Source organism: Pseudomonas sp. S60 (assembly GCF_016647865.1).
Lineage (GTDB): Bacteria > Pseudomonadota > Gammaproteobacteria > Pseudomonadales > Pseudomonadaceae > Aquipseudomonas > Aquipseudomonas parafulva.
This window is the reverse complement of sequence record NZ_JACVVH010000009.1, coordinates 76056-93343: the sequence shown is the minus strand read 5'-3', so window position 1 is coordinate 93343 and position 17288 is coordinate 76056. Positions and strand designations below refer to the sequence as shown.

Annotated in this window: 12 protein-coding genes and 1 pseudogene; 5 read left to right on the top strand and 8 right to left on the bottom strand. The window is 52.7% G+C overall.

The window, feature by feature from the left end; all coding sequences use genetic code 11:
* Window positions 1-42: 42 nt before the first annotated feature.
* Entirely contained in the window at window positions 43-2055 is a 2013-nt protein-coding gene (gene thrS, locus IAE33_RS06870) for a threonine--tRNA ligase (protein ID WP_201162911.1), read from the top strand.
* Window positions 2056-2254: 199 nt separating this feature from the next.
* On the opposite strand, the gene IAE33_RS06865 is transcribed toward thrS, so the two are convergent.
* Both IAE33_RS06865 and IAE33_RS06860 read right to left on the bottom strand, forming a co-directional pair.
* Window positions 2255-2482 carry a hypothetical protein gene (locus IAE33_RS06865; RefSeq protein WP_201162910.1) on the bottom strand — a complete coding sequence of 76 codons (228 nt, stop codon included), beginning with the start codon at window positions 2480-2482 and terminating at the stop codon, window positions 2255-2257.
* Window positions 2483-2847: 365 nt separating this feature from the next.
* Window positions 2848-4959 carry a TonB-dependent receptor gene (locus IAE33_RS06860; RefSeq protein ID WP_201162909.1) on the bottom strand — a complete coding sequence of 704 codons (2112 nt, stop codon included), beginning with the start codon at window positions 4957-4959 and terminating at the stop codon, window positions 2848-2850.
* A 159-nt stretch (window positions 4960-5118) separates the two neighbouring features.
* Here IAE33_RS06860 and IAE33_RS06855 point away from each other — a divergent pair, with 159 nt between their 5' ends.
* Window positions 5119-5841 carry a DUF4198 domain-containing protein gene (locus IAE33_RS06855; RefSeq protein ID WP_201162908.1) on the top strand — a complete coding sequence of 241 codons (723 nt, stop codon included), beginning with the start codon at window positions 5119-5121 and terminating at the stop codon, window positions 5839-5841.
* A 92-nt stretch (window positions 5842-5933) separates the two neighbouring features.
* Here IAE33_RS06855 and IAE33_RS06850 read toward each other — a convergent pair whose 3' ends face one another.
* Window positions 5934-6524 (bottom strand): TetR/AcrR family transcriptional regulator, encoded by a 591-nt coding sequence (locus IAE33_RS06850; protein ID WP_201162907.1) that lies wholly within the window; start codon window positions 6522-6524, stop codon window positions 5934-5936.
* Window positions 6525-6737: 213 nt separating this feature from the next.
* Here IAE33_RS06850 and IAE33_RS06845 point away from each other — a divergent pair, with 213 nt between their 5' ends.
* Genes IAE33_RS06845 through IAE33_RS06835 form a run of 3 tightly spaced genes read left to right on the top strand, consistent with a single transcriptional unit; the run spans window position 6738 to window position 12459 of the window.
* Window positions 6738-7868 (top strand): efflux RND transporter periplasmic adaptor subunit, encoded by a 1131-nt coding sequence (locus IAE33_RS06845; RefSeq protein ID WP_201162906.1) that lies wholly within the window; start codon window positions 6738-6740, stop codon window positions 7866-7868.
* An 11-nt stretch (window positions 7869-7879) separates the two neighbouring features.
* Window positions 7880-11008, top strand: coding sequence for an efflux RND transporter permease subunit (locus IAE33_RS06840; RefSeq protein WP_201162905.1), 3129 nt, complete (start codon window positions 7880-7882; stop codon window positions 11006-11008).
* Window positions 11005-12459 (top strand): efflux transporter outer membrane subunit, encoded by a 1455-nt coding sequence (locus IAE33_RS06835; protein ID WP_201162904.1) that lies wholly within the window; start codon window positions 11005-11007, stop codon window positions 12457-12459. The genes IAE33_RS06840 and IAE33_RS06835 overlap by 4 nt, the downstream gene beginning before the upstream one ends.
* Window positions 12460-12756: 297 nt before the next feature.
* Here IAE33_RS06835 and IAE33_RS24895 read toward each other — a convergent pair whose 3' ends face one another.
* The 5 genes and pseudogenes from IAE33_RS24895 to IAE33_RS06810 all read right to left on the bottom strand — a co-directional run bounded on the left by IAE33_RS24895 (window position 12757) and on the right by IAE33_RS06810 (window position 17250).
* Window positions 12757-13023, bottom strand: coding sequence for a methyltransferase domain-containing protein (locus tag IAE33_RS24895; RefSeq protein WP_442967353.1), 267 nt, complete (start codon window positions 13021-13023; stop codon window positions 12757-12759).
* A gap of 205 nt (window positions 13024-13228) precedes the next feature.
* A pseudogene (locus IAE33_RS06825) lies at window positions 13229-14197 on the bottom strand (GlxA family transcriptional regulator); the annotation flags it as partial.
* Between the two features lie 166 nt (window positions 14198-14363).
* On the bottom strand, window positions 14364-15800 hold the full coding sequence (locus tag IAE33_RS06820) for an NAD(P)(+) transhydrogenase (Re/Si-specific) subunit beta (RefSeq protein ID WP_117139632.1): 1437 nt from the start codon (window positions 15798-15800) through the stop codon (window positions 14364-14366).
* Window positions 15801-15805: 5 nt separating this feature from the next.
* Window positions 15806-16117: an NAD(P) transhydrogenase subunit alpha gene (locus IAE33_RS06815; RefSeq protein ID WP_117139633.1), complete on the bottom strand. Its 312-nt coding sequence runs from the start codon at window positions 16115-16117 to the stop codon at window positions 15806-15808.
* Between the two features lie 11 nt (window positions 16118-16128).
* Window positions 16129-17250: a Re/Si-specific NAD(P)(+) transhydrogenase subunit alpha gene (locus tag IAE33_RS06810; protein WP_201162901.1), complete on the bottom strand. Its 1122-nt coding sequence runs from the start codon at window positions 17248-17250 to the stop codon at window positions 16129-16131.
* Window positions 17251-17288: the final 38 nt, after the last annotated feature.

Below are 17288 nucleotides of genomic sequence, written 5' to 3'. Positions count from 1 at the left end.
GCGGACGGCCCACAGTATTTTAAGACCGAGAAGCCTGTAACGATGCCAGATAACGCACACCCCTCCCCTGTTTCCATCACGCTGCCAGATGGATCAATTCGTACCTACGATAACCCCGTCACTGTCCACGACGTAGCAGCATCCATCGGCGCCGGTTTGGCACGTAGCACGGTGGCAGGAAGGGTTAATGGTCGCTTGGTGGACGCATGCGAGATGATTGACCGCGATGCTAAATTGCAGGTAATCACCCCTAAAGATGATGAAGGCTTAGACATCATCCGTCACTCATGCGCCCACCTGGTTGGCCATGCACTCAAACAGCTCTACCCGACTGCCAAAATGGTCATTGGCCCGGTGATCAATGAGGGCTTTTACTACGATGTAGCGTTTGAAAGGCCATTCACCCCGGCAGACCTCGAAGCCATCGAAGCTCGCATGCGCGAGCTGATCGCCAAAGAGTACGATGTCGTCAAGCGCATGACGCCGCGCGATGAGGCCATCCAGATCTTCAAGGCACGAGACGAAGATTACAAACTTCGTCTGATCGAGGACATGCCAGATACCCAGGAGATGGGGCTCTACTTCCACGAAGAATACGTGGACATGTGCCGCGGCCCTCACGTACCCAATACTCGCTTCTTGAAGGCATTTAAGCTGACCAAGCTAGCGGGCGCGTACTGGCGCGGTGATGCAAAAAACGAACAGCTACAGCGCATCTACGGAACGGCTTGGGCCGATGCAAAGCAGCTGTCAGCCCACCTCGTTCGACTTGAGGAAGCCGAGAAGCGTGACCATCGCAAGATCGGAAGAGAACTCGACCTTTTTCATTTCGAGGATGACGCACCAGGATCAGTTTTCTGGCACCCGCGGGGATGGACGGTGTTTCAGTCTCTCATCGCCTACATGCGACGCAGACAGAATGACGCGGGCTATGTCGAAGTGAACACGCCAGACGTCATGGATCGCGGCCTGTGGGAAACGTCCGGACACTGGCATAACTATCGTGATCACATGTTCACGACCGAAACCGAGGATGGTCGCGCCCTAGCTCTCAAGCCGATGAATTGCCCCGGCGGCACCCTCCTCTATCGACACGGCCTCAAGAGCTATCGCGACTTGCCGATTCGCATGGGCGAATTCGGTAAAGTCCATCGGTATGAGCCCTCAGGCTCTCTCCATGGGTTGCTTCGGGTGCGTCACTTCACCCAAGACGACGCGCACATTTTCTGCACCCCCGAACAAATGAACGAAGAATGCCGATCCGTCGTGGGTCTAGTACTGGACATCTATCGCCAGTTTGGCTTCGAGGACGTGCGCATCAAGCTGTCCACTCGACCCGCCAACCGAATCGGCAGTGACGCAACCTGGGATCAACTCGAAGGAGCGCTTATCCACTCCCTCGAAGAAATGAACCTCGAGTACCAAGTCAATCCAGGTGAGGGGGCGTTCTACGGGCCCAAGCTTGAGTTCGTGCTGCGCGACGCTATTGGCCGCGACTGGCAGTGCGGCACACTTCAGGTCGACATGAACCTTCCTGAACGATTCGGTATCGAGTACGTCGACGAAGATGGCCTTCGCAAGCGACCAGTCATGCTGCACCGCGCCCTCTTCGGCTCTCTGGAGCGTTTCACGGGCATCATGCTAGAGCATCACTCTGGCAAGCTTCCAACTTGGCTTTCACCCATCCAAGTGGTCGTTTGCTCTATTTCGCAACAGCATGCCGACTATGTTCGAGATGTCGCCACACTGCTGCGCTGCAAGGGCCTGCGGGTTGAAACTGACACCCGCAATGAGAAAATCGGCTACAAAATCCGAGAGAAGACACTTCAACGGATTCCATTCCTCCTTGTCGCAGGCACCAAGGAGCAGGAGCAAGGAACCATCGCAGTGCGCACCAGAGACGGCAACGACCTTGGCGTGATGGACTTAAAGTCCGCAATTGAATGGTTACGAAAAGAAGCTAGTTCGCCGGATGAGCTTTCGTCTGATCACATTGTTGAAGAGGTACATAACCGCATCGCGTCCCGACTTCCATTAAATACCTGCGACGTTTGATTGTAGTTTTCCGCTTTACAAAAAAGCGCAGTTCAGCCACTGAGCTGCGCCTTCACACACGCCTACTGACCTCCTAATAAATCAGCGTTAGTCAATTCGTCCTAAGCCACTTTAAATCTTGATGGAGAGTACTGATCACACGACTGAACTCTAATTCCTCAGGGAAATTTCCCGCACTCTCATCGAGAGAGGGAGAGTTTCATGCCTCAAGAGTAATATTGATCTCCCACAGCCCAAGCAGCTCCGCCTGGGCGAGAATATCTTCTGGCGATGCATCAGGCATCACTATCCAGCTTTCGCTATCACCATAATGCAACTCAATTAGATGAATTGCTGCCTCGTGATCACTAAGAAATTTTTCTTCGAGAACCACCTGATAGCCCTTAGGTTCATCATTCAGGCGGTAATTCAGAGTAAAAATTGTCATCCATAACCTCCTAAAGCGTAAGCATCGTGATAACCGTGCTGAATACTTTTTCTCTCGCTCTGCAGGCAACGCCCGGTTCGGCATAACTGACGCGCGCACCTTTTAGTCCTGCCTTGCAGGGACATCCAACTGGAAGCCCCCTTTTCAAGTTTAGACAGCTAAATAGCTAACGAAGCGTTCTAAGCCATTAGACAAAACATGTTGTTACGTTAGGGATGTACAGCCCAGAGCTCTCCCGACTGAGACGCCGCCTATTCTACTCCCATCACGAATTTGCAGCCCCCAAATGATGAATTCCACCGTCGCTATGGGCAGAGGCGATACTCAACCCTGCGCTCCCGACACCACCTTTGATCCTGGAGAAATCAGAAAAAGTACCTGATCGAAGCACCAAGCGTTGTAGAGGGCTGCGGTACAATCACAAGTCCACCGCTCGTACCATAGGCAACTTCAGTCCCGTAGCGATACGGTTGGAAGGTACCATATACGCTAAACTGGTAATCGCTATAGTCGTAGCTGGCCCTTAGATCGTAACGGGTATAAGGCGGCATCTCATTTTTTTCAGTCCCTATGTAGTAGGGAATGCCATCCAGGTGATAAACGTCAGCGTTAAGAGTGACTTGACCCGCCATGAATCTATTGCGGTACTGAACCCCTGCCTTGTAGGTGTGCTCTGGGACTGAAAGGAGTGCACCGGTACCCGGCGAAGGATTATTAATCTTCGCGTCAATTATGCGCCCGTAACTGGCATACGCACTGACTGTCGATGTTGCTTGGTAATTGAAGCTAGTTTCTGCCCCCCTGCGGGTAGTACTGCCGACCTGCTCGTAAACACCTGCTGAGGTCTGAACAGTTTCATTGTCGTTCTCGATGTAGTAGAACTCTGTGGTGCTCGATAAACGGTCAGAAGGACGTACTGTGAATCCAATATCGTAGGACTTTACCTTGCTTGGCCGAACACTGCTATTGACTTGGCCTCCAGTTTCACTAGGCGCTAAGGCACTGCTGCTGCCAGAGCTAATATACTCAGCCGCAGGTGAGCGGAACCCTTGAGCTACATTCGTAAAGATTTCCAGTTCTCGAATGGGTGTCCAAGCCAAGCCAAACTTAGGTGTCGTAACAGAACTATTATAACCCGTGTCAGCATCACGGAATTTCAGATTTTCGATATCATAGTCGAACCGATCATACCGAACCCCTGCCATCAACTTAACTGAATCGGTCGGCTTGTATTGACCTTGTGCAAACACCCCATATGTGATGAGATCCATATCGAAGTCGTAATAGAAATTTGGTGTAGGCTCAAAGTTTCTATACTGCTGGCGAAACGCAATTCCTTTGTCGCGCCGGACATCGGCTCCTACCATCAATGATGCCGATTCATTCGCAACGAAGTTATAGGCTAGTCGACCCCCATATATATCGCGATCATCTTTTCCGTAATTATGAGTATTGGTGCCATTAGAAATTGCTCGAACCCGTCTAAAATCCTCGTAATACGCTGTGTAGTACAGGCCCGCTTCGTCATAAGCCGGAGCACGATTGAATACGTAGGTGTTCCTATTAGCGTTGCCGAAGCCGTACAGATTATCGGTATCTCGGCGACCAATCGTACCTGCTCGAAGCGCGGGCAAGTTGAGATAACCGTCATTTTTGAAGTCCGATTCGTAATGACTGAAGCGCGCAGAATATTTAACGTCGTCGATAACCTTACTCAACTTCCAGAAGTAATTGTCTCGATTGGTTTCAGCGGCCTTGCGGTATCCGTTAGTTTTGTAAATGTCGACGATGAACAGCGATTCTAAGCCCTCATATTCACCGCCCAACACCAGGTTAGTACGACGCCCATCGAAACTGGCAACGTCCAAACCGATACTGGAAGCCACGCTGCCACCATCCAGTGTCTCGATTTCCACCGCTCCAGCCCGATTCTGATCACCATACAGAGCAGACACCGGCCCTTTAATGACATTAGCGCTCCTGATCATTTGGGGAGTCAACCATTCCAGAAATACGGGGCCATGACCTGCTCCGCCTTGGCTGGACGGAATGTTCTGAGGTATACCATCAACGTAAACGGCGACGTCGGCACCGTGCGTACCATTGGTAGCAAAGCCTCGCATGCGAAATCCATTACCGGTATCGCCCTGATCGATGTTGTTGGCCACTACTCCGGGTACACGCCGGTAAATATTGGAAATATCTCGGTCAACGTTAAGCGTTTGTATGTCCTCCTGCGTGATTGAAGTCACACCCGCAGGCAGACTCTCAACAGCATTGCTCACCTTCCCGCGCGATAGTGGCTCGATGGGCTTTCTGTTTCCTCCCTCACCAGTAACCTGGATCGCCTCGAGCTCTGTGATCCCGCTTGCAGCTTCCAATTCTTCAGCCGAAATCGGTTCGGAAACGCCTAAACCTGTGCTCAACGCGGCACCGGTAAAAGCCCAAGCCCAAGCGGGGCGTCTGGAACGATACATAATGACATCCAAATGTTATGTTATAGTGTATCTTTAACCATACAGCATTGCAGTGTGCAGCACCATCGAATCCATGCTTCAAGCTAAGCGGCTGATTTCTTAGGGGCGTGATGTCGCTCATAGGTAGAACGCCTTCCCCAACCACGACAAGGTAGCTCCATGAGACTCCCCCTATCCCTCGCAACCGCCATCAGTTTGCTCAGCATCCAGGCAGTCGAAGCCCACGGCATCTGGACTGAAAAACGCTACGGCCAGCTAGAAGTGATTTACGGCCATGGTGCTGAAGATGACCCGTACGCGGCGGAAAAAATCAAAGAAGTCTGGGCGTATGATCTGAAGGGCAAAACTATCCCCGTTACTGTACAGCGCGAAAGCGATCACGCGCGCTTGTCCCCCCTCAGTAAGCCCGCGGTTTTAACAGTCACGTTGGACAACGGCGTCTGGAGTCAAACAAAAGACGGTAAGTCCGTTGACGCCTCTAGGGCAGAGGTTCCAGGTGCGATCAGCACCTCGCACAGCTTCAAATACAGCTTGGCAATTTTGCAGCCGGATGCCGATATCCCTGCCAACCTGCGTCTGAGGATGGTCATTCGCCCCTTGCGAGACCCAACCGAGGTGGGCGTAGGACATAGCCTTCCCGTGGAAGTAACCATTGATGGAAAGCCAATTGCAGACTTAGCACTGTTTGATGACTATCGAGGCATGCCAGATGCTACACCAGTAAAAACGGATGCAAGAGGCCGAGCGACTGTCACTGTTCGCAATGCCGGCCTTAATGTGATAGCAGCACAAGCCAAACTACCGAATGAGGGCGAAAATCAGGTCTCACAAACGAGCCTGTCTGCTACCCTCACGTTCGTTGGAGAAGCGCACCAGCACTGATTGAACCGAAGGGGTGTGGTACCAAGGAACGGCGGAGTGAGCCGAGCCGCACCCCTCCCTAAACCGCAATCAAGTCACGGCATGCCGCAAATTCAGCTAACCCTCATGATTTGCTCAACCGCTCGCTGCAGCATGGACATGTCGATCCGCTTCTTCGACTCAGGATTTCGAAGCGCTCGGGCTGATAGCCCCTCGAAAAGTGCGGCAACGATTTCGCAGCTAGATTTTACCTCGGCGGAACTACCACCAAATAGTTCATTGAAAGACGCACTCACGCTCACATCGTTCTCTTTGAGGAGCGACGCAACCTTGGGGTTGCGAGTAGATTCTGCGAGGATCTCAATCGCCAGTGCTGCATTGCTACTATCCAAGTAGCGCTCAGCGCACTTCGGCACAAGGTTGACCAGGGCCGTGATCGGGTCATTCCCATCACTTGCTACACGCACCTCATCGACGAAATCACCGAGCTCACTATGCTCTCGGGCAACGACCCCCTCGATAATGCCCTCCTTCCCTCCAAAAAAATGATGGATGTGACCAGAGCTCATGCCCGCCGCAGCTGAAATTTGGGACATGCTCGTCCGATGAAAACCCTCTCGGCGCACGCACTCTGCCGCCGCGGCCAGCACCTGCTCTTTACGGCGCAACGCCACTGCGGAATCGCCGGATTTCTTACCAACCATTGAGCTCTCCAACAGTCATTGACCTGCAAGCGGATTCTGAGCTTGCCTCCTACCAACCAGATCAGTGTACACTAAAAATAGGTGGGTCGGGCGACCTAGATTTTTTGAAAACCGCTCTCCTCCTATGAGTGCGCTCGAAGCTGCCATCAAAGGCAGCGGGGTGTAGGGACAAATTATAGGTGGGTCAAGCCACCTAGACTGGTGATACATAAAATGAGATTCGACAAACCGCTGGTCATCGGCATTACCGGCATCGCAGCGTGCGTAATGCTCTCCGCTTGTCGTGAGGGCGAAAGCGTAGCGGCTAGACAACCAGAGCCGGAGGTCAATGCGATAACCATCCAAGCAAGACCAGTCCAGCTCTCGACGACTCTCCCTGGTCGGACACGCGCCAACGTTGTTGCGGAAATCCGTCCTCAGGTTGGTGGCGTTCTGATGAATCGAGCGTTCCAAGAAGGCGCTGAAGTAAAGCAAGGTCAACTGCTGTACAAAATTGATCCCGCTCCATACCGCGCAGCGATGCTGCGAGCTCAGGCAAGCTTTGAATCTGCCAAAGCGCTGTTGAGACGCTATGAGACATTGGTGAAGTCTCGAGCTATCAGCCAACAGGAATATGACGATGCGCGATCGCAGTTCCTTCAAGCGCAAGCAGCTTTGGAGAGCGCGCGAATCGATTTGGGGTACACAGACATTACTGCCCCGATCTCTGGGCGTATCGGTCGATCAACCGTCACTAAAGGAGCGCTTGTTACTGCCAATCAGTCAGCTGCGCTTGCGACCGTTCAGCAGCTCGACCCCATCTATGTGGACATCGTTCAACCATCGATTTCGCTTCTACAACTGAAGCAAGACATTGCTGACGGCCTTCTCAAAACAGATGATGAAGACCGAGCCAATATCCATCTCGTATTGGAAAATGGTCGCAAGTACGAATATACAGGAAAACTCCAATTTTCAGAGGTCAGCGTCAACGAAAGTACGGGCTCGGTCACATTACGCGCTATTTTTCCAAACCCAAAGGGAACGCTGCTGCCTGGGATGTTTGTACGTGCCGAGCTTGAAGAGGGTACTCGTGAAAACGCAGTACTCGTGCCGCAGCGAGCAGTATCCCGTGATAGCCAAGGCATGGCTTCAATATATGAACTCAACTCTGACGACACTGTGAAATTAAGCGGCATCAAGACTGAAAGGTCGATTGACGGACAATGGCTTGTATCTAGTGGGCTAGTCCCTGGCGCCAGAGTGGTGGTCGACGGGATCCAGCACGTTCAGCCCGGCATCAAAGTGAAAGTTTCGAATACTGCCCTTGATAGTAAACTGGCAACCACCCAACACGGTGAATAACGGCGGACTACATGTCAAAGTTTTTTATTGATCGCCCAGTTTTCGCCTGGGTCATTGCAATCGTAGTAATGTTAGCCGGCGGGCTATCGCTTCTTAAGCTTCCCGTCAATCAATATCCTGATGTAGCCCCTCCTGCCATCGGGATTATTGCCAGTTACCCTGGAGCATCTGCACAAACCGTTCAGGATACTGTTACCCAAGTCATTGAACAGCAATTAAATGGCTTAGATGGGCTGCGCTACATCCGTTCGGAGAGCAACACGGACGGCAGCGCGACTATCGTAATCACATTTGAGCAAAATGTGAATCCGGATACCGCTCAAGTACAAGTACAGAATAAGCTCGCGCTAGCTACACCGATGCTACCAACATCAGTACAGCAAATCGGTTTGCGCGTAGTTAAGTATAAGCTTAACTTCATGATGGTAGCAGCCTTGGTGTCCGAGGATGGTCGCCTTGATAATTACGCGCTTGGTGATCTGGTAGTATCTCAACTCCAAGATCCTCTGACTCGTACGCCCGGGGTTGGGGACTTCATGGTGCTGGGCGCTCAGAACGCAATGCGCGTTTGGCTCGACCCTATTAAGCTCAACAACTATAACTTGATGCCTGGCGACGTGATTGCGGCTATTCAAGAGCAAAACGTTCAAATTTCCTCAGGCCAACTGGGTAGCCGCCCACTAGCGGGTAAAGTACAGCTGAACGCCACGGTCATTGGAAAATCCTTGCTGCGCACTCCCGAAGAATTCAAACAAATTCTTTTGAAGGTGAATGCAGATGGCTCGCAGGTAACATTAGCAGACGTCGGCGAAGTGGCCCTGGGTGCTGATGACTTCTCCATTAGCGCCATGTCGAATGGCAAACCTACTGCAGGCATTGCCCTTAGACTAGCAGCTGGGGGTAACACGCTCGACGCCGTAGCTGCTGTCAAAAAAACCCTAGATCGGATCGCACCTACGCTCCCTGCCGGCGTTAAAGTCGTCTACCCCTATGATACAGCTCCCGTTGTCAGCGAATCTATCAAGGGTGTCGTGCATACCTTGATTGAAGCGATCGTGCTCGTATTTTTGATCATGTATCTCTTCCTTCAAAATATTCGCGCCACGATAATTCCTACACTGGCAGTGCCTGTCGTACTTCTTGGCACATTTGGTGTCATGGCAGCATTTGGGTTCACGATTAACATCTTGACCATGTTTGGTCTGGTATTAGCGATTGGCCTACTAGTCGACGACGCAATTGTGGTTGTTGAGAACGTAGAGCGCATTATGGAGGAAGAAGGCCTTTCACCATTAGAAGCTACCCGCAAATCGATGGAGCAGATTTCAGGGGCATTGGTGGGCATCGGATTAGTATTGTCAGCAGTATTTATTCCGATGGCGTTCTTTGGCGGATCAACTGGGGTGATTTACCGACAGTTCTCCCTCACTATCGTCACTGCAATGGCCCTATCCGTATTCGTTGCGTTGATATTCACGCCGACACTTTGCGCAACTCTATTGAAACCTGCTCATGGACATCACGAGAAAAAAGGGTTCTTCGATTGGTTCAACCGGATGTTCGAAGAGAGTGCCAACAAGTACGAGCGCGGTATTTCTGGTGTCCTTAAAAGCCCAAAACGGTCACTAAGCGCATTCATCCTAATCGTTGCCGGCCTAGGCTTGCTGTTCCCGCTACTGCCTACCTCGTTTTTGCCGGATGAAGACCAAGGTTTCATCTTGGCTCAGGTAGAGCTACCAGCAAACAGTACGGCAGATCAGACAGACGCCGCGCTGAAGGAGGTAACATCTTATCTTCTGAATGAAGAAGGCGAAACTGTTGATTCAGTGTTTGCCGTAAATGGCTGGAATTTCGCTGGGCGTGGGCAAAACTCAGGTATGGCGTTTGTCATGCTCAAGCCTTGGGATCAACGAAAAACCACCGCAGCCGAACTCCAGGCGCGCTCAATGGCTCGCTTTAGTCAAATGAAATCAGCCGTTGCATTAGCATTCATGCCTCCCGCGATCATGGAGCTGGGCAATGCAACCGGTTTCAACTTCTTTCTGCAAGACTTCAGCGGGCAAGGCCATGAACATTTGATGAAGGCCAGGGCAACGCTATTGGAGGCGGCCTCAAAGCGGCCTGAACTCGCACTAGTAAGGCCAAATGGTAAAGGAGATGAGCCTCAGTATCAGATAACCATTGACGACCAAAAAGCCAGGGCTTTCGGAGTTACGCTCGCGGATGTAAACACCACCATGAGTGCCGCGTGGGGTTCGTCCTACGTCAACGATTTCATCGACCGTGAACGCGTTAAACGCGTATATGTTCAGGGGGTACCGACGTCACGAATCACTCCTGACGACTTTGCCAAATGGTACGTTCGAAACAAGGCCGGGGAGATGGTCTCGTTTGCCTCTTTTGCGAAAGGCTACTGGACTTATGGATCACCTAAGCTTGAAAGGTACAATGGGGCACCCGCTATCGAAATGATGGGCCAACCTGCCCCTGGTTACAGCTCAGGTGAGGCGATGAAAGCTATCGAAGAAGTAGCAGCGACGCTCCCTAAGAGCTTCAGTATCGAATGGACAGGTTTGTCATACGAAGAGCGCCTATCAGGCTCTCAGTCTGTCGCTCTCTATGTACTCTCGGTTATCGCTGTATTCTTGTGTCTGGCAGCACTGTATGAAAGCTGGTCAGTACCGTTTGCTGTGATGCTTGTCATACCACTAGGCGTAATTGGGACAGTGCTTGCCACGCTAGCTCGAGGACTCGAAAATGATGCCTTTTTCCAAATCGGGCTCCTCACTACAGTTGGCCTTTGCGCGAAGAACGCAATTCTTATCGTTGAATTTGCCAAGGAGCTCTACGAGAAAGGCGGTCGTAGCATCCGCGAGGCAGCGATCGAAGCATCACGCCTACGTTTGCGCCCGATAGTCATGACATCGTTGGCGTTCACAATGGGCGTCATCCCGCTTGCAATCTCGCACGGAGCAAGCGCAGGTAGTAAGCATGCTATTGGTACCGGTGTGATCGGCGGCATGTTAACTGCTACGTTCCTCGCGATTTTCTTCATTCCATTGTTTTATGTCGTCGTCTCCACGGCCTTCAGTAAAAACAAAAAACGAGTGGCTAGTCGGGATGAGGAGCACGCTAAATGAGCAACGTTAATACGATTTGCCGATTGGGCTTGGTGGTCTCAAGCTTGATAGTGGGCGGTTGTAACGGAACCCTTGCACCGAATTACGAAAAGCCATCCGCGAAGATCAGTGACAGCTGGAATATTGAACGAGCTCTTAATAAGCCAAACCAAAAATCCATGGCAACCGTAACTCAGTGGAGAGACTTGATAACTGATCAGAAGCTTCGCCGCGTCGTTAAAATTGCGCTCGACAACAACCAAGATCTGGTGATTGCCGCTTTAAATGTAGAACGAGCAAGAGCTCAATACCGCATTCAACGCTCTGAATTAGTACCTACGATGGGAGCTGGCTTCAATGGCACGACAGGCCGAACCCCAGCATCTGTTTCGAGCACCGGCGAGGCAGAAACTAGCCGCGTATACCAACTCGGGGTCGGGATTACGTCATGGGAGCTGGACTTCTTCGGAAAAATTCGCAGTCTTGAAAACCGGGCTATCCAGGATTACTTGTCAACTGTCGCCGCTCGTCGAAGCGCGGAGCTCGCGTTAACCTCAGAGGTCATTCATACGTACCTCCGCCTTGCGGCAGATCTAGAGCAATTGCAGGTAGCCCAAGAAACCGTACGCAGTCGTCAGGATGGATACCAACTTCAAACGGATCTCGAACAGACTGGCTCCTCCTCACAGCTGGAAACACACCAAGCCCTGGCAGAGCTCGAAACCGCACGCGACGACGAGCTCGCTTGGCACACTGCTATTTCTGCCGATGAGAACATGCTGGAACAGTTGCTAGGCCATCCTCTGCCGGCATCCCTATTACCAACAACTAACATAGAATCAATAATGGCGGGCAGCGTCATAAATGAGGGCTTACCATCGGATCTATTGCAGCATCGTCCTGACATAATCGCAGCGGAGCACTCCCTCAAAGGTGCGAATGCGAATATCGGAGCAGCTAGAGCTGCCTACTTCCCAAGCATCAGCCTTACAGCTGGCGTGGGGAGAGCTAGCGATTCCTTAGGCACTTTATTCTCGGGCTCCAACCGATCGTGGTCGTTCATGCCCCAAATCAACGTGCCGATATTCACCGGAGGTGCACTCGACGCCTCCCTGAAGGTCGCAGAAACTAATAGAGAGTTGGCTGTTGCGCAGTATCAAAAAACGATTCAGGTAGCGTTCAGAGAGGTTAAAGACGCGTTAGCTATCCGCGCCAATATTGATGATCGCCTGGAAACCCAGACCGTTCGACTTCAAGCAGCAGAAAACGCCTTTACCCTGGTTCAGCAGCGCTACGACACCGGAATATCGCGCTATCTAGATGTGCTCGACACACAGCGAACGCTGTACACCGCTCAACAAAGCCTGATCGCACTGCGCCTGCAAAAATTCGAAAATCAGGTGACCTTGTTTAAGGCCTTAGGCGGTGAATGGGACGCACCGCTCGCATCTGGAGTCGCTGCAAACCATTAATGACCGAGGGAGGTGGCAACCCGCCTCCCCTCTTTGCCTGTACGCTTCGAACCGCCGAGTAATCTCCGTACAAATAGATCTTCGTGTCCACTGGAACATAGCTTCAAAGTGATGAGCAAGAGGCTTTGGCGCTGGGACAGCAAATGGTTGCGAATATTGAACGAGTGCGTTCTCGACGGCTATCCTCTCACGGCGTACCGTTACTACGCGAGCACCGTTGCCAAGGGCAATCTGATAGTTGCCGATGCCATTGGTGTTTAGCAGCGTTTCTATCGACATTTTGCCGAGTATGCCATGTCACCCGGCTTCGAACGACCCAAGCGATTCGGGCATGTCGAGAAGCTCATATTCGAAGATTGTGGGAATCCGCAGGTGGTCAATATTTGAGCGATTGCGCGCCCTACCAAGCGCATCCTTATCATGGTCGATCCCTACGACTTCACCAGTCATCCCAACTATGCCACTCAGGAGAAAGGCGACGTCACCCGAATCGCAGCCGGTATCTAATACACGCATCCCGTTAGCAATGCCTGCGTCAATGAGAAGCTGAGTTGCAAAATCAATTCTAGCAGTCGTTATTCATTTTGCTCCTTGAATTTCCTGCATATATTGAAGCAAGCACACCTATCAACGCAACGAATATCTCAGCTTATTACTTTACACTACCAAGCGTTGACTCACCGCCACCTTCACCTAACTTCAAATATACGTCTCTCCGGGAAGACACACCCACTATCACCTTCCCCACACGCTTATTATCAGAGATGACGCGCTCGTTTCGTGGAGGATAACCGAAGCACTCACGATAACACTTTGTAAAGTGTGGTGTAGAGACAAAACCGACAACCGAAGCAACCTCAACTATTGATATATTTGTTTGCCTCAACAATTGACGAGCACGAATCAATCGTAGTCTTAGATAGTAACGAGATGGAGAGCAACCCAAGTATTTCTGAAAAATCCGCTCCAGCTGACGGCGAGACACTGATACATATTCAGCTAACTCATCTAAATCAATTAGCTCCTCTGTATTAGACTCCATCAACGCAACTATTTCTTGCAGCTTAGGCTGATTAGCACCAAGTATATGCTTCAATGGAACACGTTGATGATCATGTTCATTCCGAATCCGCTCATAGACGAACATCTCGGAAATCGCAGCGGAAAGCTCACGACCATGATCTCGGGTTATTAAGTGCAACATCATATCTAGAGGTGCAGTACCACCAGAGCAGGTTATTCTATTTCGATCCAGGGTAAAAAGTTTGGTACTCAAATTAACATGAGGAAAAGCTTCTTGCATACCAGCTAAGCATTCCCAATGCACGCTGCAATCAAAACCATCCAGCAACCCTGCACACGCTAGAGCCCAGCTACCCGTGCATACCGCACCGATACGCTGGGATCTGCGAGTTTGCGAACGGAGCCACATGATATGATCTCTCGTAACAGTACGCTGTATCCCAACTCCCCCGCATACTATCACCGTATCCATCATCGGTGCATTGCTAACGCCAGTGTCTGGAGTAATTTGAAGTCCATCACTGGCCCATACTTGTCCACCATCGGCACTAAGGGTACTCCAACGATACAATTCCCTACCAGATAGTTGATTCGCCATACGCAGAGGCTCAACAGCAGACGCAAGAGATATCAGAGTAAAATTATCAAGCAAGAGAAAACCGACGGACTGCATAGGTTCGGAATGCGTAAATTCTCGATAGCCAGTGGATGACATACTAGTACCTCACTACGTCAAGTGTTACCAGCTTAGACACTGTTCTATTTATTATCTCTGCTAGAGCACTAAGCGCTCTAAAACCAATCCGCATCACTGGCAAAATATGACTGCGCAACAAAACTAATCATGGGCGCTAGCCAGCGCCCTTGATAGTCAATTTCAGTCAAGCTACCGCTTTCACCATGTCTTCGATAACTTTCTTCGCATCACCGAACACCATCATGGTCTTGTCCAGGTGGAACAACTCGTTGTCCAGACCGGCATAACCGCTGGCCATCGAGCGTTTATTGACGATGATGGTCTTGGCCTTGAACGCCTCGAGGATCGGCATGCCGGCGATCGGCGATTTCGGATCGTTCTTCGCCGCCGGGTTGACCACGTCGTTGGCGCCCAGCACCAGCACCACGTCGGCCTGGCCGAATTCGGCGTTGATGTCTTCCATCTCGAACACCTGGTCGTACGGTACTTCGGCCTCGGCCAGCAGCACGTTCATGTGCCCGGGCATACGCCCCGCCACCGGGTGGATCGCGTACTTAACGGTCACACCGTTGTGAGTCAGCTTCTCGGTCAACTCCTTCAGCGCATGCTGGGCGCGAGCTACTGCCAGGCCGTAGCCCGGGACTATGATCACGCTGTCTGCGTTGCTCAGCAGGAAGGTCGCGTCATCTGCCGATCCGGACTTCACCGGGCGCTTCTCTTGCGAGCCTTGCGCCGCGCCGGCACCGGTATCGCCGCCGAAACCGCCGAGGATGACGTTGAAGAACGACCGGTTCATGGCCTTGCACATGATGTACGAGAGGATCGCACCCGACGAACCCACCAGCGAGCCGGCGATGATCAGCATCGAGTTGTTCAGCGAGAAGCCGATACCGGCTGCGGCCCAGCCCGAGTAGCTGTTAAGCATCGACACCACCACCGGCATGTCAGCGCCGCCAATTGGGATGATGATCAGCACGCCCATGACGAAGGCCAAGGCCAGCATTAGGGCGAAAGCGCTGTAGTGGCCGGTGAAGGTGAACAGCAGGCCCAGGGCAATGGTGGTCAGGCCCAAGATCAGGTTCAGCTTGTGCTGGCCGGCGAACTGTACCGGTGCGCCTTGGAACAGGCGGAACTTGTACTTGCCCGACAGTTTGCCGAAGGCGATCACGGAACCGGAGAAGGTGATGGCACCGATCGCCGCGCCAAGGAACAGCTCAAGGCGATTACCAGTGGGGATCGGATCGCTGATAGCGGTGACGATGCCCATCGACTGCGGCTCCAGTACGGCGGCGATGGCAATGAACACCGCGGCCAGGCCGATCATGCTGTGCATGAAGGCGACCAGTTCCGGCATCTTGGTCATCTCGACGTGCTTGGCCATCATCGAACCGGCGGTACCGCCGACCAGCAGGCCGACGATCACGTAGCCGATGCCGTCGGTAGCTAGCTCGGTACCAAGCTTATAGATGAGGCCGATCGTTGTGAGGATCGCCAGCCCCATGCCGATCATGCCGAACAGGTTGCCGCGCCGCGAAGTGGTCGGGTGCGACAGGCCTTTGAGTGCCTGGATGAAACACATCGAGGCGACGAGGTAGAGGAGCGTTACCAGATTCATGCTCATGCTAATTATTGCGCCTCGCTCTTGGTTTTCTTTTTGAACATCTCAAGCATGCGGCGTGTGACTAGGAAGCCGCCGAACACGTTGACCGCTGCCAGGGCCACCGCCAGGGTGCCCATCAGCTTGCCCGCAGTGGTCACGGTCAGGGCCGCAGCCAGCATGGCGCCGACGATGACGATCGCCGAAATGGCGTTGGTGACCGCCATCAGCGGCGTGTGCAGTGCCGGGGTGACATTCCACACCACGTGGTAACCCACATAGATGGCCAGCACGAAGATGATCAGGTTGTAGATGCCGTGCGAAATCAGCATGTCTTCCATTGTCGTGCTCCTTAGCCGTTCTTGCGGACGACCTGTCCGTCGCGGCACATCAGGCAGGCCGCGACGATGTCGTCTTCGAGGTTGATGACCAGTGCGCCGTCCTTGTCGAACAGCAGCTTCATGAAGTCCAACAGGTTGCGTGCATACAGCGCCGAGGCATCGGCGCCCAGCTGGGCCGGCAGGTTGGTCGGGCCGACGATGGTCACGCCGTTTGCCTGCACCACCTGGTCGGCGACCGTCAGCGGGCAGTTGCCGCCCTGGGCTGCGGCGAGGTCGATAACCACCGAGCCGGGCTTCATCTGTGCCACGGTTTCTGCGCTGAGCAGGGTCGGCGCCTTGCGCCCGGGGATCAGAGCGGTGGTAATGACGATATCGGCCTGTTTGGCCCGCTCATGTATGGCTTGGGCCTGGCGCTGCATCCAGCTGGCCGGCATTGGCCGAGCATAGCCGCCTACGCCTTGGGCGCATTCACGCTCTTCATCGGTCTCGTACGGCACATCGATGAACTTGGCGCCGAGCGACTCGATCTGCTCCTTCACCGCCGGGCGTACATCGGACGCCTCGATCACCGCGCCCAGGCGCTTGGCCGTGGCAATCGCCTGCAGGCCGGCAACGCCTGCACCCAGGATCAACACGCGCGCGGCCTTAACGGTACCGGCGGCGGTCATCAGCATGGGAATGAAGCGTGGGTAGTGATGGGCGGCCAGCAACACAGCCTTGTAGCCGGCGATGTTGGCCTGCGACGACAATACGTCAAGGCTCTGCGCCCGCGAGGTGCGCGGCGCGGCTTCCAGGGCGAAGGCGGTGATGCCGCGTACTGCCATTTTTCCTATCATGAGGTCATCGAAAGGATTGAGCATACCCACAAGTAAGCTTCCCTCACTTATAAAACTCTGCTCCTCATCCGTTGGCGGATGTACTTTTAGTATGACTTCACAGCCGTATGCATCGCTCATAGTGCCTATCGATGCCCCGCATTCCTTGTACGCTGAATCTGGAATTGCAGCACATAGCCCAGCTCCTGACTCAACAATTACCTGATGCCCCTGGAGCAAATATTTTTTTATCGTATCAACAGTTGCAGAAACGCGCGTTTCGCCCGCCAGGGTTTCTTTCGGGATACCAATTCGCAAGGCAATATCCTCACACTCGATGGCGCTACGTATCAATC